Annotated in this window: 16 protein-coding genes; 14 read left to right on the top strand and 2 right to left on the bottom strand. The window is 72.6% G+C overall.

Annotation, left to right across the window (positions count from 1 at the left end; genetic code table 11):
• Positions 1-7: 7 nt before the first annotated feature.
• On the bottom strand, positions 8-1,558 hold the full coding sequence (locus AC0OO9_RS08995; RefSeq protein ID WP_484516880.1) for a GGDEF domain-containing protein: 1,551 nt from the start codon (positions 1,556-1,558) through the stop codon (positions 8-10).
• A gap of 81 nt (positions 1,559-1,639) precedes the next feature.
• On the opposite strand from AC0OO9_RS08995, the gene prmC reads away from it, so the two are divergent.
• From prmC to AC0OO9_RS08975, 4 genes are all read left to right on the top strand, one after another.
• Positions 1,640-2,578, top strand: coding sequence for a peptide chain release factor N(5)-glutamine methyltransferase (prmC, locus tag AC0OO9_RS08990; protein ID WP_484517893.1), 939 nt, complete (start codon positions 1,640-1,642; stop codon positions 2,576-2,578).
• Positions 2,578-3,222 (top strand): L-threonylcarbamoyladenylate synthase, encoded by a 645-nt coding sequence (locus AC0OO9_RS08985; protein ID WP_484517892.1) that lies wholly within the window; start codon positions 2,578-2,580, stop codon positions 3,220-3,222. Before prmC ends, AC0OO9_RS08985 begins: the two co-directional genes overlap by 1 nt.
• Complete coding sequence (locus AC0OO9_RS08980; RefSeq protein ID WP_484516879.1) at positions 3,223-3,834, top strand: arsenate reductase/protein-tyrosine-phosphatase family protein; 612 nt, start codon at positions 3,223-3,225, stop codon at positions 3,832-3,834.
• Between the two features lie 116 nt (positions 3,835-3,950).
• On the top strand, positions 3,951-6,062 hold the full coding sequence (locus AC0OO9_RS08975) for a transglycosylase domain-containing protein (RefSeq protein ID WP_484516877.1): 2,112 nt from the start codon (positions 3,951-3,953) through the stop codon (positions 6,060-6,062).
• Positions 6,063-6,091: 29 nt separating this feature from the next.
• Here AC0OO9_RS08975 and AC0OO9_RS08970 read toward each other — a convergent pair whose 3' ends face one another.
• A complete protein-coding gene (locus AC0OO9_RS08970) occupies positions 6,092-7,585 on the bottom strand; it encodes an SDR family oxidoreductase (protein WP_484516876.1) in 1,494 nt (497 codons plus the stop codon).
• Between the two features lie 35 nt (positions 7,586-7,620).
• On the opposite strand from AC0OO9_RS08970, the gene AC0OO9_RS08965 reads away from it, so the two are divergent.
• The 10 genes from AC0OO9_RS08965 (at position 7,621) to atpD (ending at position 16,371) form a co-directional block, all read left to right on the top strand.
• Positions 7,621-8,907: a serine hydroxymethyltransferase gene (locus tag AC0OO9_RS08965; protein ID WP_484516875.1), complete on the top strand. Its 1,287-nt coding sequence runs from the start codon at positions 7,621-7,623 to the stop codon at positions 8,905-8,907.
• On the top strand, positions 8,904-9,335 hold the full coding sequence (locus AC0OO9_RS08960; RefSeq protein ID WP_484516874.1) for a Cg1360 family ATP-synthase-associated protein: 432 nt from the start codon (positions 8,904-8,906) through the stop codon (positions 9,333-9,335). The genes AC0OO9_RS08965 and AC0OO9_RS08960 overlap by 4 nt, the downstream gene beginning before the upstream one ends.
• 164 nt (positions 9,336-9,499) lie before the next feature.
• Positions 9,500-9,721, top strand: a complete 222-nt coding sequence (locus AC0OO9_RS08955; RefSeq protein WP_132231195.1) for a hypothetical protein — start codon at positions 9,500-9,502, stop codon at positions 9,719-9,721.
• Positions 9,722-10,543, top strand: a complete 822-nt coding sequence (gene atpB, locus AC0OO9_RS08950; protein ID WP_357577212.1) for a F0F1 ATP synthase subunit A — start codon at positions 9,722-9,724, stop codon at positions 10,541-10,543.
• Positions 10,544-10,636: 93 nt separating this feature from the next.
• Complete coding sequence (gene atpE / locus AC0OO9_RS08945; protein ID WP_088998660.1) at positions 10,637-10,864, top strand: ATP synthase F0 subunit C; 228 nt, start codon at positions 10,637-10,639, stop codon at positions 10,862-10,864.
• A 31-nt stretch (positions 10,865-10,895) separates the two neighbouring features.
• On the top strand, positions 10,896-11,426 hold the full coding sequence (locus AC0OO9_RS08940; protein WP_088998661.1) for a F0F1 ATP synthase subunit B: 531 nt from the start codon (positions 10,896-10,898) through the stop codon (positions 11,424-11,426).
• Positions 11,426-12,247, top strand: a complete 822-nt coding sequence (locus AC0OO9_RS08935) for a F0F1 ATP synthase subunit delta (RefSeq protein WP_132231198.1) — start codon at positions 11,426-11,428, stop codon at positions 12,245-12,247. The genes AC0OO9_RS08940 and AC0OO9_RS08935 overlap by 1 nt, the downstream gene beginning before the upstream one ends.
• Positions 12,248-12,339: 92 nt before the next feature.
• Entirely contained in the window at positions 12,340-13,995 is a 1,656-nt protein-coding gene (atpA, locus tag AC0OO9_RS08930) for a F0F1 ATP synthase subunit alpha (protein ID WP_357577210.1), read from the top strand.
• Positions 13,996-14,005: 10 nt separating this feature from the next.
• Complete coding sequence (locus tag AC0OO9_RS08925) at positions 14,006-14,935, top strand: F0F1 ATP synthase subunit gamma (protein WP_151452879.1); 930 nt, start codon at positions 14,006-14,008, stop codon at positions 14,933-14,935.
• A complete protein-coding gene (atpD, locus tag AC0OO9_RS08920) occupies positions 14,935-16,371 on the top strand; it encodes a F0F1 ATP synthase subunit beta (RefSeq protein WP_132231204.1) in 1,437 nt (478 codons plus the stop codon). Before AC0OO9_RS08925 ends, atpD begins: the two co-directional genes overlap by 1 nt.
• The last annotated feature ends 155 nt before the right edge of the window (positions 16,372-16,526 follow it).

Here is a 16,526-nt window from a genome sequence, read left to right as displayed (position 1 = left end):
GCCGGGGTCAGGAGGCGCGGGGGCGGGTCTTCGCCGCCAGCATCGCGCGGTCGGCGGCCTCGAACGCGGTGCCGAGGGCATCGCGCAGGCCGGGACCGGTGGCGCCCACCTCGGCGAAGCCGACGCTGACCCCGACCGGTGTGCCGGGGACCAGCGACTCCCAGTCCTCGGTGCGCACCGCGGCGTCGATGCGGCGGCCCACCTCGGCCGCCTCGGTCATCCCGGCGCCGGGCAGCACCACCACGAACTCGTCCCCGCCGTAGCGGGCCACGAAGTCGCCCCGGCGCATCACCCGGTTGATCACCCCGGCGATGCGCTGGAGCACCAGGTCGCCGGAGTGGTGCCCGTGCCGGGTGTTGACGGCCTTGAAGCCGTCCAGGTCGCAGACGCCGATCACCACCCGGTCGCCGTGGGCGACCAGGGTGGCGATGTAGCGCTCCAGCCGCCGCCGGTTGGGCAGCCCGGTCAGCGGGTCGGTCAACGCCTCGCCCTCGAAGCGGGCCGCCTCGCGGCGCATCTCCTCGTGGTCGATGCGGGCGGCGATGCCGTCGATGTAGACGTCGCGGAGCCGGTCGTTGCGCTGGGCGGCCAGCCGGAACGCCAGCCGGTCGGCCCGGTGCGCGCCCGCGTGGTCGCCGGCGCGGGCCAGGGCGATGCTGCGCAGCCGGGCCGGTTCGGCCGCGCCCAGCGTCTCCGTGGAGACCTGGACGGTGTCCAGCCGGGTGACGGCCTCGATCGGCCGTCCCTCGGCGACGGCCAGGCAGACCTGGCCGAGCTGGCGCATGTCGCGGGCGCGGGCGCTGTCGCCGCCGTGGCCGAGCAGCCGGGCGGGGCGGGCCTTCGGGTCGACGTCCCACCGGTCGCCGAGGGCCGCCCGCCGGGCGGCGGCGTAGCCGTACGCGGCCAGGCTGCTGGGGCGCAGCTTCCCGGCCCGCCCGCTGCCCAGGAACCGGTCCAGGTCGGCGGCGACGTCGCGCAGCACCCGCAGGCAGCCGTCGCTGTCGCCGTTGTGGTCGAGGGCGACGGCGTTGCGCAGCCGGATCCCGGGGGCGGCGAAGGTCTCCTCCGGGATCTCGGCGGCGCTGCCGAGCTGCCGCGCCCGTTCGATGGCGCCGAGGGCGTAGCCGTGGAAGCTGAGGTACGAGTAGGCCATCGCCAGGTCGTGCCAGCCCCACGCGGTGTCCCGGTCGGGGTCCGCCACGGCGCCCAACGCCCGGGCGGCCTTCACCAGGTGGGTGACGCAGCGGTCCAGCGCGCCCTGGTGGTGCGCGGCGAGGGCGGCCAGCGCGTTGAGGTGCCCGAGCAGGTAGGGCTCGGCGAGGTCGCGGACGGCGGTGGAGGCCTCCTCGACGGCCCGGGTGTACTCCGCCGTCCGCCCGAGGTTGATCACCGCGGAGAGGCGCTGCACCAGGGCGTCGGCCCGCGCGTACGGGTCGGTGGTGGTGGCGACGACCCGGTCGAGGATCGCGTACGCCTCGGCGGAGCGGCTGGACTCCTGGAGGGCCCGCGCCCGCGTCAGGGCGTCAACCTGGTCGGTGACCCGGTCGAGCCAACCCACCGCGACCTCCTGTCGGTGTGCGTCCGGACGCATCCGCTCGTGATGTCCAGCGCGACGCCCCATGATTATCTCGTGACCACCGTGCCGCAACACCCGTCCGAAGGGACGAGACGGCAGCGTCCTTCCGTGGCGTTGGCCCGGGCGTCCCGGGCCCTCGCCGACGCCGGTATCGCCTCGCCCCGCGCCGAGGCGGAGCAGTTGGCCGCGTACGTGCTGGCGGTGCCCCGGGGGCGGCTGGCGCTGGCCGACGACCTCACGGCCGACCAGCTCGACCGGTTCGACGAGCTGGTCGCGCGGCGGGCCGGGCGGGAACCGTTGCAGCATCTCACGGGCAGCGCCGGCTTCCGGCACCTGGAACTGGCCGTCGGGCCGGGCGTCTTCGTGCCCCGGCCCGAGACGGAGCTGCTCGCCGGTTGGGGGATCGGGCAGGGCCGGCGCCTCGGCGCCGCGCTGGTGGTGGACCTGTGCAGCGGCTCGGGGGCGATCGCCCTCTCGGTGGCCCAGGAGCTGCCGGCGGCCCGGGTGGTGGCGGTGGAACGGTCGGCGGCGGCGCTGCCCTGGCTGCGGCGCAACGCGGCGGCCCGCGCCGAGGCGGGGGACCGGCCGATCGAGGTGGTGGCGGCGGACGTCACCGCCGCCGACCTGCTCGCCGACCTGGTGGGCCGGGTCGACGTGCTGCTCTGCAACCCGCCGTACGTGCCGTCGGGGGTGGCCGTACCTCCGGAGGTGGGCCGGCACGATCCGGCGAACGCGGTCTTCGGCGGTGGGGACGGCCTGGCGGTGATCCGCCCGGTGATCGCGCGGGCGGCGGCGCTGCTGCGCCCGGGTGGCGTCTTCGGCGTGGAGCACGACGACACGCACGGCACGGCGGTGCCCGACCTGCTCGCCGCGGACGGCCGGTTCGAGGCGGTCGCCGACCACCCGGACCTGACCGGACGGCCCCGCTTCGCGACCGCGTCCCGCCGGGCGGACGGCCAGCACGCCGCCGTCGCCGCGACGTGGCAGACTGACTCCTCGTGATGCTCTACGACTGCCGGTCGCCCGCCGACCGGGACCGCGGCATCGCCGCTGCCATCGAGGCGGTCAAGAACGGCGAGCTGGTCGTCCTGCCGACCGACACGGTCTACGGGATCGGCGCGGACGCGTTCACCCCGTACGCGGTCAAGGCCCTGCTGGACGCCAAGGGTGGCCGTCAGGTGCCGCCGCCCGTGCTGATCGGCTCCCGGCACACCCTCGACGGCCTGGTCTACTCGCTGCCCCAGGCGGCCCGGGACCTCGTCGAGGCGTTCTGGCCCGGGGCGCTGACCATCATCGTGGCGCACTCGCCGAGTCTGCGCTGGGACCTCGGCGACTCCTCCGGGACGGTGGCGGTGCGGATGCCGCTGCACCCGGTTGCGCTGGAGGTGCTGCGCGAGACCGGCCCGATGGCGGTCGCCTCGGCCAACAAGACCGGCCAGCCGGCCGCCCTCACCGCCGAGGAGGCCCGCGACCAGCTCTCCTACTCGGTGCGGGCCTACCTGGAGGCCGGGCCCTGCCCGGATCCGGTGCCGAGCACGATCGTGGACCTCACCGGCGAGGTGCCGCAGCTCCTCCGCCAGGGCGCCATCGGGTTGGAGAAGCTCCGCGACGTGGTGCCCGACATCCTCGTCGGCCAGGGGGTCTGAGTGCCTCCGTTCACCGTGCTGCACGTGTGCATGGGCAACATCTGCCGCTCCCCGATGGCCGAGCGGCTGCTGGCCCTCGCCGTCCGGGAACGGCTGGCCCGCCGCGAGGTCGACCCGGCGCGCGCCGACGAGTTGCTGCACAGCCACAGCGCCGGCACCGGTGGCTGGCACGCCGGCGAGGAGATGAACCCGCCGGCGTCGCGCCAGGTGCTCTCCCGGGGCGGCAGCGTCGCCGGCTTCGCCGCGCGCAAGCTGCGGTCGGACCACATCGACGCCGCCGACCTCGTCCTGACCGCCACCGCCGACCAGCAGGAGTACGTGGTGGCGCTGCGTCCCGACGCCGAGTCGCGCACGTTCGTGCTGGGCGAGTTCGGCCGGCTGCTCGCCGGCGTGGACGCCGCCGGGCTGCCGGCGGCCGGGGCGACCCCCGACGCGGTGTACGCGCGCGGCGTGGCCCTGGTGGAGGCCGCCCACGCCGCCCGGCTGGGCACCACCTCGCTGCCCACCGACGATCTCGACGATCCGTGGGGGCGCGGCGACCAGTGCTTCAGCCGGGTCGCCGACGAGATCGAGGAGAGCGTCCACCCCCTCGCTGCGGTGCTGCTGCCGTAACCCGCCCGGGTTACCCGCCCGCGTGAGTTTCCTGCGGGTTTGGGGGAAAGGGGCGGTCCAGAGGGGCTTTCGGGTCATTCTGAGTGGGTCCTGACCGGCTCCTGCGGGGAGAGCTGATGACCCGGGCACGCCTCGACAAAGTGTTCACCGTCCTGCTCGCCGGCTCGCTGGCCGGGCTGGCGCTCGCGGTGGCGGCCCTCCCGGCCGCGCTGGTCTTCGGGATCGGGTTCTCGGCGCTCGCCGCGCCGTACTCGGAGTTGCCGAACACGCTGCGCACGCCGCCCACGCCCCAGCGCTCGAACCTCTACGCCAACGACGGCAAGACGCTGATCACCTCCTTCTACCAGGAGGACCGGGTGGACGTGCCGCTGGCCGAGGTGGCGCCGGTGATGCGGCAGGCGGTCATCGCCGCCGAGGACACCCGGTTCCACGAGCACAGCGGGGTCGACCTGCGCGGCGTGGCGCGGGCCTTCACCGTGAACCGGGGGGCCGGGGAGACCCGGCAGGGCGCGTCCACGCTGACCATGCAGTACGTCCGCAACGTGCTCAGCAACGACCCCCGGCTGAGCGAGCGGCAGCGCGCCGCCGCCACCGAGCTCAGCACCGCGCGCAAGATCCAGGAGATGCGGTACGCGCTGGCCCTGGAACGCGAGCTGAGCAAGGACGAGATCCTCGCCCGCTACCTGAACATCGCCTACTTCGGCGCTGGCGCGTACGGGGTGGGCGCCGCGAGCCGCCGCTACTTCTCGAAGCCGCCGGCGGACCTCACCCTGGCCGAGGCGGCGCTGCTGGCCGGCCTGGTCCGCTCCCCGCACACCGACGACCCGATCAACGGCGACGCGGACGCGGCGGTCGCCCGCCGGGCGTACGTGCTGGACCGGCTGGTGGAGTCCGGGCAGGTCCCGGCCGAGGCGGCGGACCGGGCCAGGGCGGAGCAGTTGAAGCTGCGCCCCAGCCAGACGCCGAACGACTGCACGGCGGTGCCGGCGGAGCACAACGACTGGGGCTTCTTCTGCGACTGGTTCACCCGCTGGTGGAACGCCCAGCCGGCGTTCGGCGCGACGGTCGACGAGCGGCAGCTCACGCTGCGCCGGGGCGGGTTCTCCATCGTCTCCTCGCTCGACCCGGCGGTGCAGCGCGCCACCACCGAGCAGGTGCGCCGGATCTACTCTGTGGACGACCGCCGGGCGGCGCCGACGGCGGTGGTCCAGCCCGGCACGGGTCGGGTCCTCGCGATGGCGGTGAACCGCAACTACGGCGTGGCCGCCAACCCGGCCGGGCAGAAGAACCACCCGAACACGGTCAACCAGCTGGTCGCCGGGGGCGGGGCGATCGAGGGCTACCAGGCCGGTTCCACGTTCAAGGTCTTCACGATGCTGGCCGCGCTGGAGTCCGGGCTGCCGCTGAGCACGGAGTTCGACGCGCCGGAGCGGATCGTGACCGACTACTCGGCGAGCGGGGCGGCGAGCTGCGACGGGTACTGGTGCCCGCGCAACGCCAGCGACCGGATGGACGGCCGGCACACCATGTGGACGGCCTTCGGCGAGTCGGTCAACACGTACTTCGCCTGGCTGACCGAGCGGGTCGGCGCGGACCGGGTGGTGGAGATGGCCGAGCGGCTCGGCATCGTCTTCCGTGCCGAGGACGACGCGCGGCTGGCCCGCCACGGCGCGCGCGAGTGGGGGCCGTTCACCCTCGGGGTATCCGCCACCACCCCGCTCGACCTGGCCGGCGCGTACGCCGCCGTGGCGGCCGAGGGCTCGTGGTGCGCGCCGCTGCCGGTCGTCTCGATCGCCGACGCGGCCGGCCGGCCGATGGCCGCCGCACGGCCGCACTGCCGCCAGGCGGTGGACGCGGACGTGGCCCGGGCGGCGGCGGACGCGGCCCGCTGCCCCGTGGGCGACCAGTCCATGTACCGGGAGTGCAGCCTCGGCACCGCCGAGGGGCTGCGTCAGCAGCTCGGGCGGCCGGTGGCGGGCAAGACGGGCAGCTCGGACGGGTACGCGACGGAGACCGTCGTCGCCTTCACCCCGCAGCTCGCGATCGCCTCGATCGCCGCGAACCCCGACGACCCGCGCGACCCGGTGGGCCAGCGGGTGCAGGGGCAGATGGTCGAGGCGGTGGGGGAGGTGCTCGCCTTCGCGCTGCGCGACGAGCCGGTGCGCGACTTCGTGCCGCCCAGCGAGACGACCGCATTCCGGCTCACCGACTCCCGCGCCGGCAACTGAGACCGGCGGGCCGCAGGGGTGCGGGCGGCTCAGCGACGCAGGAACGCGGCGGCGGGCCGGCGGGCCGACTGCTCGGCCTGGCGGGCGATGTTGCGGGCCATCCCGCCGAAGACCACCGCGTGGAAGGGCGCCACCGCCCCCCAGTACGCGTGCCCGGGCAGCCCGCGTGGCAGGAACACCGCCCGCTGCTGGTAGCGGCTGCCGCCGCCATCCACCCGGAGCACCCGCATCTCCAGCCAGGCCCGGCCCGGCAGCCGCATCTCGGCGCGCAGCCGCAGCAGCTCGCCGGGCACGATCTCCTCCACCCGCCAGAAGTCCAGCGCCTCGCCGACCTGGAGGCGGTGCGGGTCGCGCCGGCCACGGCGCAGCCCCACGCCGCCGATCAGCCGGTCCAGCCAGCCGCGGACCGACCAGGCCAGCGGGAACGAGTACCAGCCGTGCTCCCCGCCGACGCCCTCGACGACCCGCCACAGCTCCTCCGGCGGTGCGTGCACCGCCCGCTCGCGGACGTCGGTGTAGGCGGTCCCGCCGGACCACTCCGGGTCGCTGGGCAGCGGCTCGGCCGGCGCGTCGGGGCCGCTCGCGGTCGACCAGCGGGTCTCCACCTCGCCGTCGCGGACCTTCGCCAGGGCCGCCGCGACCGCCTGGTCGAAGCCGGTCAGCCCCTCCGGCGGGTCGGGCACGTAGGCGGCGATGTCGTGCTCGTGGGCGACGGCCTCGTGGACCAGGCTCTCCACCAGCGGTCGGGCGATCGCGTTCGGCACCGGCGTGACGAGCCCGACCCAGTGCGAGGAGAGCGACGGCGTCAGCGGTCGTACCGGCACGATCGTCCGCCGGCGCAGCCCGGCCACCCGCGCGTACCGCTGCATCATGTCCTGGAAGGTGAGGATGTCCGGCCCGCCGATGTCGAAGGCGCGGTTGACCTCCGGCGGCAGGTGCGCGCAGCCGGCCAGATAGCGCAGCACGTCCCGGACGGCGATCGGCTGGATCCGGTTGCGGACCCAGCGGGGGGTGACCATGGCCGGCAGGCGCTCGGTCAGGTAGCGCAGCATCTCGAACGAGGCCGACCCGGACCCGATGATCACCGCGGCCCGCAGCACCGCCGTCGGCACGCCGCTGTCGAGCAGGATCCGTCCCACCTCGGCCCGGGAGCGCAGGTGCGCCGACGGGACCTCCCGGTCCGCCGCCGGCTCCGGCCCGCCCAGGTAGACGATCCGGCGTACGCCGGCGGCGCGCGCGGCCTCGGCGAACCGGGTGGCGGCCTCCCGGTCGGCGGCCTCGAAGCCGGCCTGGCCGAGCGAGTGCACCAGGTAGTAGGCGACGTCCACGCCCGCGAACGCGGCGGGCAGCGTCTCCGGCGCGCGCAGGTCGCCCTCGACGATCTCCGTCCGCGCCGCCCACGGCACGTCCCGCAGCCGCCCCGCCTTGCGGGCGAGGCAGCGCACCGTGTGCCCCTCGGCCAGCAGCCGGGGCGCCAGCCGCCCGCCGATGTAACCCGTAGCTCCCGTGACCAGGCATCTCACGGTCTCCAGTGTGCGGCCCAATAGACTCTGGCGTCGTGGCTACTGAGACGAGCACCTTCTGGGGGCCGGACTTCGACCAGCTCCGCGCGACCGACCCGGAGATCGCCGGGGTGGTGCTCGGCGAGCTGGACCGGCTCCGGGGCGGCCTGCAACTGATCGCCAGCGAGAACCTCACCTCGCCGGCGGTGCTGGCCGCGCTCGGCTCGACCCTGACCAACAAGTACGCCGAGGGCTACCCGGGCCGGCGCTACTACGGCGGCTGCGCCGAGGTCGACCGGGCCGAGGAGATCGGCATCGCGCGGGCGAAGGAGCTCTTCGGCGCGGAGCACGCCAACCTCCAGCCGCACTCGGGGGCGAGCGCCAACCTGGCCGCGTACGCGGCGCTGGTCCAGCCGGGGGACACGGTGCTCGCCATGGACCTGCCGCACGGCGGCCACCTCACCCACGGCAGCCGGGTCAACTTCTCCGGCAAGTGGTTCCACACGGTCGGCTACACGGTGCGGCGGGACACCGAGCTGATCGACTACGACGAGGTACGCGACCTGGCCCTCGCCCACCGGCCCAAGATGATCATATGTGGGGCGACGGCGTACCCACGGTTGATCGACTTCGCGCGGTTCCGCGAGATCGCCGACGAGGTCGGGGCGTACCTGATGGTCGACGCCGCGCACTTCATCGGGCTGGTCGCCGGGAAGGCCGTCCCGTCACCGGTGCCGCACGCCGACGTCGTCTGCCTCACCACGCACAAGGTGCTGCGCGGGCCGCGCGGCGGCATGATCCTGTGCCGGGAGTCGCTGGCCCAGCGCATCGACAAGGCGGTCTTCCCGTTCACCCAGGGCGGCCCGCTGATGCACGCCGTCGCCGCCAAGGCGGTCGCGCTGCGCGAGGCCGCCCAGCCCGAGTTCCGGGCCTACGCCGAGCGCGTGGTGGCGAACGCGCGGGCGCTCGCCGCCGGGCTGGCCGACGAGGGGATGCGCCCGGTCTCCGGGGGCACCGACACCCACCTCGCCCTGGTCGACCTGCGCGAGGTCGGGGTCACCGGCGCGGACGCCGAGGCGCGCTGCGACGCCGCCGGCATCACCCTGAACAAGAACGCGATCCCGTACGACCCGCAGAAGCCGATGGTGGCCTCGGGCATCCGGGTGGGCACCCCGAGCGTCACCACCCAGGGCATGCGCGAGCCGGAGATGCGGCAGGTCGCCTCGCTGATCGCCCGCGCCGTGCGCACCGATCCGGCCGCCCCCGGGGGCGCCGACACCCTCGCCGGGCTCGCCGGCGAGGTCGCCGAGCTGGTCGCCGCCTTCCCGGCGTACCCCCGATGAGCGAGCCGCGCGCGGGCGAGCCGGGCGCCATCCGGTCCCGGCTGCCGCACCTGCGCCTGCCGCTGCTGGCCTGCGCGGTGCTCGCGCTGGTCGGGGTCCCGGCCGCGGCGGTGCTGCGGGGCGGCACCGGCGCGGCCGGGGTGGCCGCCGGGATCGCGCTGGTCGTCGTCAGCTACCTGGTCTCCGGCGTCTCGGTGGCCTGGGCCGACGCCGTCAACCCTCGGATGATCATGTCGGTGGGGCTGGTCACCTACGCCACGAAGATCGTGGTGCTCGGGGTGGCGATGGCCGCCGTGGCGGCCACCGGCTGGCCCGGCCTGCCGGACATGGGGGTGGCCATCATCGCGGCCGTGGTGGTCTGGACGGGCGCCCACCTGGGCTGGGCCATGCGTACGCCGCTGCCCACATTCGAGCGACGCGGTGAGTGAGCGTTCTGTCGGATCTGCGTCCGGCATTTCGGGCTGCCGCGGCGGGCCGCACGGGAGTAACCTGACCAACGACTTTCGCGCCCGCGCCATGGCCCGCACGCTGTTCGCAGTGTGGGGGGTGCCGCACACTCCCGCGCGCCCCTGCTGATATCGTTCGCCACGTCATGGCCGAAGACCCACACCCCCGCAGGTCCGACGACCCTTCGTCGGAAGGCGCGGCAGGTGCCGTTCTGGGCTACCTACTCGCCGGCATCGTGGTGTGGGGCTTCCTCGGGTGGTTGGCGGAGCGTTTTCTCGATCTGCGAACCGGCGTCGGGGTCGCCCTCGGCATGATCTTCGGCGCGGCCGGAGCGATTTACCTGATCATGAAGAGGCTCAGTGCTTGAGTGCCAGCACGCGCGGGTCTGTCGAGTGCGGAGGATGACACGGTGAGTGGACAGCTCGTCGCCGCCGAGGGGCTTCCCTGGCCCCCCAGCGTCGGAGATTTCTACCCGCCGGACGTGGCTGGCCCCTGGGTCACCAAGTTCGGGATCATGGTCTGGCTCGCGGTCGCGTTGCTGATCATCTTCTTCATGGTCGCCTACCGGAAGCCCAAGCTGGTCCCCGGTAAGGCCCAGTGGTACGCGGAGTCGGTCTACGGCCTGGTCCGGGACAACATCGCCCGCGAGCAGATGGGCAATGCGGGCATCCGCTTCGCGCCCTACTTCACGGTGCTGTTCAGCTTCATCGTGCTGACCAACCTCTTCGCCATCGTGCCCGGGTTGCAGATCTCGCCGAACTCGCACATCGCGTTCCCCATCGTGCTCGCCGCGATCTCCTACGTGATGTACCTCTACATCGGCGCCCGCAAGCACGGCCTCGGCAAGTACCTCAAGATGAGCCTGATCATCCCGAACGTGCCGTGGCCCATGCACATCCTGCTGATCCCGATCGAGTTCATGCAGACGTTCATCGTCCGGCCCGTCACGCTGGCCCTGCGGCTCTTCGCGAACCTGTTCGCCGGCCACCTGCTGCTGCTGGTCTTCACCATCGGCGGCTTCGTGATGCTCAACTCGAGCAGCCTGTTCATCCAGGTGACCTCGGTCTTCTCCTTCCTGATGGCGATCGTGATGGCCTTCTTCGAGGTGCTGGTCGCCGTCCTGCAGGCCTACGTCTTCGTCACGCTGAGCGCGAACTACATCGGAAGTTCGCTCGCCGACGAGCACTGATCGGGCTCGGCGGGCCACCCGGCCCGACCAAGCTTCTGGTACCGACCCGCGTACGCGTGAGACCTCACGCGTCGAACAGGAGGAATACCCGCAATGACTGTTCTTGCCGAGATCGGCGGTAGCGTCAACACCATCGGCTACGGCCTCGCCGCCATCGGCCCCGGTATCGGTGTCGCCCTGGTCTTCGCGGCCTACATCCAGTCGAGCGCGCGCCAGCCGGAGTCCGCCGGCTACAACCGCACCTGGCTGATCCTGGGCTTCGCTCTCGTCGAGGCGCTCGCACTCTTCGGCCTGGTGCTCGCCTTCGCCGTCGGCGGCTGACGAGAGTTCTCTCCCGACCCGGAGGTCTGACATGTTCATCGCCGCAGAAGGTGTGGAGCACAACCCGATCCTGCCCATCTGGCAGGAGATGGTCGTCGGGACCATCGCCTTCGCCCTGCTCTGCTTCGTCCTGCTGAAGTTCGTCATGCCCCGCATGGAGGCGATGTACCAGGCGCGGGTCGACGCGATCGAGGGTGGGCTCAAGCGGGCCGAGGCCGCCCAGGCCGAAGCGAACCAGGTGCTCGAGCAGTACCGGGCCCAGCTCGCCGAGGTGCGTACCGAGGCGGCCCGGATCCGGGACGACGCCCGGGCCGACGCCGAGGGCATCCGCCAGGACATCCTCGCCAAGGCGCGGGAGGAGTCCGACCGGATCATCGCCGCGGGCAAGGAGCAGCTCGCCGCCGAGCGCGCCACCATCGTGCGCGAGCTGCGCACCGAGGTCGGCACGATCGCGGTCGACCTGGCCAGCAAGATCGTCGGGGAGTCCCTCGCCGACGAGGCGCGCCGCAAGGGCACCGTCGACCGGTTCCTGAGCAACCTCGAGAGCGCGGGGGCCCGCTGATGCAGGCCGCCAGCCGGGAGTCGTACAAGGTCGCGGCCGAGCGCCTCGACACGTACGTCCGCGGTGCGGAGCCGTCGGCGGTGGCCACCACCGCCGACGCCATCCTCTCCGTCGCCAACCTGCTGCGGCGCGAGCCGCGGCTGCGCCGGGCGCTCTCCGACCCGGCCCGCACCGGTGCCGACCGTGCCGGGCTGCTCGGCGAGCTGCTGCGCGGCAAGGTCGACGCCGAGGCGCTGGACCTGATCGCCTCGCTGGTCGCCGGCCGCTGGTCGGCGCCCTCGGAGCTGCTCGACGCCGCCGAGCGGCTGGGCGTCGACGCTCTCCTGGCGGGCGCCGACTCCGCGGGCGAGCTGGGCGAGGTCGAGGACGAGCTGTTCCGCTTCGGGCAGGTCGTCGCCGGTTCGCCGGGGCTGTCCAGCGCGCTCTCCGACCCGACCGTCCCGGCCGAGCGGCGGGCCACGCTGGTCGACCAGCTGCTCGCCGGCAAGGCCCGGCCGGTCACCGGCTACCTCGTCGGGGTCGCGCTCGCCGGGTTCGGCGGACGCAACTTCGCCGGGGCGCTCACCCGGCTGGTCGAGCTGGCCGCCGACCGGCGGGACCGGCAGGTGGCGTACGTGACCGCCGCGGCCCCGTTGAGTGAAGAGGACGAGCGCCGGCTGGGCGCGAGTCTCTCCGCGATATACGGTCGGGAGGTCTCCGTCAAGCAGACGGTGGACCCCTCGGTTCTCGGTGGCGTGAGCGTACGGGTCGGTTCCGACCTGTACGACGGCACCGTCCTGCGCCGCCTCAACGAGAGCCGCAACGCGCTCGCGAAGCGCTGAGGCGGCAGCACCGCTCAGCGCCTGTGAATAGACGCCATTCGGACCGGTCGGTACTAGGTATCCCGGGCCCCTGATACTTAAGGAAGCAGAGGATGGCCGAGCTGACCATCTCGACGGAGGAGATCCGCGGCGCCCTGGAGCGCTACGTCTCCTCCTACTCGTCCGAACTCTCCCGCGAGGAGGTCGGCACCGTCGCCGACACCGGCGACGGCATCGCCCACGTCGAGGGCCTCCCCTCGACCATGACCAACGAGCTCCTGGAGTTCGAGGACGGCACGCTGGGTGTGGCGCTGAACCTCGACGTCCGGGAGATCGGTGTCGTCGTTCTCGGTGACTCCGCCAAGCTCGAAGAGGGGCAGCGCGTCAAGCGCACCGGCCGGGTGCTCTCCGTGCCGGTCGGCGACGCCTTCCTCGGCCGCGTGGTCAACGCGCTCGGCCAGCCGATCGACGGGCTCGGTGACATCGCCAACGAGGGCTTCCGCGAGCTGGAGCTCCAGGCCCCGAACGTGATGGCCCGGCAGTCCGTCGACGAGCCGCTGCAGACCGGCCTCAAGGCCGTCGACGCCATGACCCCGATCGGCCGTGGCCAGCGTCAGCTGATCATCGGCGACCGGAAGACCGGCAAGACCACCGTCGCGCTGGACACCATCCTCAACCAGCGGGACAACTGGCGCTCCGGCGACCCGAAGAAGCAGGTCCGCTGCATCTACGTCGCCATCGGCCAGAAGGCCTCCACGATCGCCTCGATCAAGGGCGTCCTGGAGGAGGCGGGCGCGATGGAGTACACCACCATCGTCGCCTCCCCGGCCTCCGACCCGGCCGGCTTCAAGTACCTCGCCCCCTACACCGGCTCGTCCATCGGGCAGCACTGGATGTACGGCGGCAAGCACGTCCTGATCGTCTTCGACGACCTGAGCAAGCAGGCCGAGGCGTACCGCGCCGTGTCCCTGCTGCTGCGTCGCCCGCCGGGCCGCGAGGCGTACCCGGGCGACGTCTTCTACCTGCACTCCCGCCTGCTGGAGCGCTGCGCGAAGCTCTCCGACGAGCTGGGCGGCGGCTCGATGACCGGCCTGCCGATCATCGAGACGAAGGCCAACGACATCTCGGCCTTCATCCCGACCAACGTCATCTCCATCACCGACGGCCAGATCTTCCTCGAGACCGACCTGTTCAACCAGGGCGTCCGGCCGGCCATCAACGTCGGCACCTCGGTCTCCCGGGTCGGTGGCGCCGCGCAGGTGAAGCCGATGAAGAAGGTCGCCGGTTCGCTGCGGCTCAACCTGGCCCAGTTCCGCGAGCTGGAGGCGTTCGCCGCCTTCGCCTCCGACCTGGACAAGACCTCCCGCGCCCAGCTGGACCGTGGCTCCCGCCTGGTCGAGCTGCTCAAGCAGGCGAACTACTCGCCGTACCCGGTGCAGGAGCAGGTCGTCTCGGTCTGGGCCGGCACCGAGGGCAAGCTGGACGACGTCCCGGTCGGCGAGATCCGTCGCTTCGAGTCGGAGTTCCTCCAGTACCTCCGGCACAAGCACGAGGGTGTCCTGGCGAGCATCGCCGACCACCAGTGGAACGACGACATCATCAACTCCCTGGACTCCGCCATCACCGAGTTCAAGCAGGTCTTCCTCGGCAAGGAGGACGAGCGGCGGATCAACGACGCGCCGGCTGCGCCGCTCGAGGGCGAGCAGGACCGCGAGACGGTGAGCCGCTACCGCGACGGCACGGGCGACCGCCCGGCCGAGAACCGGTAAGGGCTGATTCATGGCGGCCCAGGTTCGCGTTCTTCGTCAGCGGATCCGCTCGGCGAAGGGGATGAAGAAGATCACCAAGGCGATGGAGCTCGTGGCGACGAGCCGCATCGCCAAGGCCCAGGCCCGGGTGGCGGCGTCCCTGCCGTACGCCCAGGCGGTCACCGGCGTGCTCACGGCGCTGGCGTCCAACGCGCGGATCGACCACCCGCTGCTCACCCCGCGCGAGCGGGTGCGGCGGGCGGGCGTCCTGCTGGTCACCTCCGACCGCGGCCTCGCCGGCGGCTACAGCTCCAACGCCATCAAGATGGCCGAGTCGCTGATCGCCCGGCTGCGCGCCGACGGCAAGGAGCCGGTGCTCTACGTCATCGGGCGCAAGGGTGTCGGGTTCTTCCGGTTCCGTGACCGGCCGATCGAGGCCAACTGGACCGGGTTCTCGGAGCAGCCGACCTTCGCCGACGCCCGCGCCGTGGGCGAGACGCTGATCAAGGCGTTCACCGCCGGCGCGGACGACGTCGACGGCGGCGCCGGTGCGGACGGGGTGCTCGGCGTCGACGAGCTGCACATCGTCTACACCGAGTTCCACTCCCTGATGACCCAGACCCCGGTCGCCCGGATCATGGGCCCCATGCAGGTGGAGGACCGGCCCCGGTCCGAGGGCGCGCTGCCGGCCTACGAGTTCGAGCCGGACGCGGAGGCGCTGCTCGACGCGCTGCTGCCGAAGTACATCAACACGCGGATCTACGCGGCGTTGCTGGAGTCGGCGGCGAGCGAGTCGGCGGCCCGTCGGCGGGCGATGAAGAGCGCCACCGACAACGCCGAAGAGATGATCGAGAAGTACACGCGTGAGATGAACTCGGCCCGCCAGGCCGGGATCACCCAGGAGATCAGCGAGATCGTCGGCGGCGCTAACGCGCTGGCCGCGTCGGGAAGTGAAGTGTGATGACTGCCCCAGTAGAGACCAAGACGGCCACGGGTCGCGTGGTCCGGGTCATCGGCCCGGTCGTCGACGCCGAGTTCCCGCGCGACGCCATGCCCGCCCTGTTCAACGCCCTGCACGTGGACGTGACGCTCTCCGGCGGCGAGAAGACGCTGACCCTGGAGGTCGCCCAGCACCTGGGTGACAACATGGTCCGCGCCATCTCGATGCAGCCGACCGACGGCCTGGTCCGTGGCACCGAGGTGCGCGACACCGGCTCGCCGATCACCGTTCCGGTGGGCGACACGGTCAAGGGCCACGTGTTCAACGCGATCGGCGAGTGCCTCAACCTCACCGAGGGCGAGACGCTCCAGCCCGACGACCACTGGGGCATCCACCGCAAGGCCCCGGCCTTCGCGGACCTGGAGCCGAAGACCGAGATGCTGGAGACCGGCATCAAGGTCATCGACCTGCTCGCCCCGTACGTCAAGGGCGGCAAGATCGGCCTGTTCGGCGGTGCCGGCGTCGGCAAGACGGTGCTCATCCAGGAGATGATCACCCGTGTGGCCCGGAACTTCGGTGGTACCTCGGTCTTCGCCGGCGTGGGTGAGCGCACCCGTGAGGGCAACGACCTCATCGCCGAGATGACCGAGTCCGGCGTCATCGACAAGACCGCGCTGGTCTACGGCCAGATGGACGAGCCGCCGGGCACCCGGCTGCGGGTCGCCCTGTCGGCGCTGACGATGGCGGAGTACTTCCGCGACGTGAAGAAGCAGGAGGTGCTGCTCTTCATCGACAACATCTTCCGCTTCACCCAGGCCGGCTCCGAGGTCTCCACCCTGCTCGGCCGCATGCCGAGCGCGGTGGGCTACCAGCCGACCCTGGCCGACGAGATGGGCGAGCTCCAGGAGCGGATCACCTCCGTCCGGGGCCAGGCCATCACCTCGATGCAGGCGATCTACGTGCCGGCGGACGACTACACCGACCCCGCCCCGGCCACCACGTTCGCCCACCTCGACGCCACCACCAACCTGGAGCGGTCGATCTCCGACAAGGGCATCTACCCGGCGGTTGACCCGCTGGCGTCCTCGTCGCGGATCCTCGCCCCGGAGTTCGTCGGCGCCGAGCACTTCGCGGTCGCCACCGAGGTGAAGCGGATCCTGCAGAAGTACAAGGACCTGCAGGACATCATCGCCATCCTCGGTATCGAGGAGCTCTCCGAGGAAGACAAGATCACCGTGCAGCGCGCGCGGCGCATCGAGCGCTTCCTGTCGCAGAACACCTACGCGGCGGAGCAGTTCACCGGCGTGCCGGGCTCGACGGTCCCGATCCAGGAGACCATCGAGGCCTTCCGGAAGATCAGCGAGGGCGAGTACGACCACTTCCCCGAGCAGGCCTTCTTCATGTGCGGCGGTCTCGAGGACCTGGAGCGCAAGGCAGCCGAGCTCATGAAGAGCTGACCTGTCGGTCCTGACGAAAGGCCGCCCCGGCAACGCCGGGGCGGCCTTTCGTCCGTTTCCGGGTCCGGTGGCCGCCGCTGGCCGGTTCCGCGTGGTCGGCGATCATGCCGTACGCGAGGTACCGTCGATCCGCCCACCCACCACGTGGGCGTCGA

It is taken from the genome of Micromonospora sp. USAFONa4 (genome assembly GCF_057197825.1).
Note: the sequence above shows the minus strand (reverse complement) of the source record. Positions and strands in the feature narration are given on the sequence as shown.

What these genes read in the sequence shown, in the direction of transcription:
- AC0OO9_RS08985 (WP_484517892.1), top strand. Translation starts at nt 2,578, where the DNA reads ATGCTCTACGACTGCCGGTCGCCCGCCGACCGGGACCGCGGCATCGCC.
- AC0OO9_RS08975 (WP_484516877.1), top strand. Translation starts at nt 3,951, where the DNA reads ATGACCCGGGCACGCCTCGACAAAGTGTTCACCGTCCTGCTCGCCGGC.
- AC0OO9_RS08960 (WP_484516874.1), top strand. Translation starts at nt 8,904, where the DNA reads ATGAGCGAGCCGCGCGCGGGCGAGCCGGGCGCCATCCGGTCCCGGCTG.
- AC0OO9_RS08955 (WP_132231195.1), top strand. Translation starts at nt 9,500, where the DNA reads ATGGCCGAAGACCCACACCCCCGCAGGTCCGACGACCCTTCGTCGGAA.
- atpE (WP_088998660.1), top strand. Translation starts at nt 10,637, where the DNA reads ATGACTGTTCTTGCCGAGATCGGCGGTAGCGTCAACACCATCGGCTAC.
- AC0OO9_RS08940 (WP_088998661.1), top strand. Translation starts at nt 10,896, where the DNA reads ATGTTCATCGCCGCAGAAGGTGTGGAGCACAACCCGATCCTGCCCATC.
- AC0OO9_RS08935 (WP_132231198.1), top strand. Translation starts at nt 11,426, where the DNA reads ATGCAGGCCGCCAGCCGGGAGTCGTACAAGGTCGCGGCCGAGCGCCTC.
- atpA (WP_357577210.1), top strand. Translation starts at nt 12,340, where the DNA reads ATGGCCGAGCTGACCATCTCGACGGAGGAGATCCGCGGCGCCCTGGAG.
- AC0OO9_RS08925 (WP_151452879.1), top strand. Translation starts at nt 14,006, where the DNA reads ATGGCGGCCCAGGTTCGCGTTCTTCGTCAGCGGATCCGCTCGGCGAAG.
- atpD (WP_132231204.1), top strand. Translation starts at nt 14,935, where the DNA reads ATGACTGCCCCAGTAGAGACCAAGACGGCCACGGGTCGCGTGGTCCGG.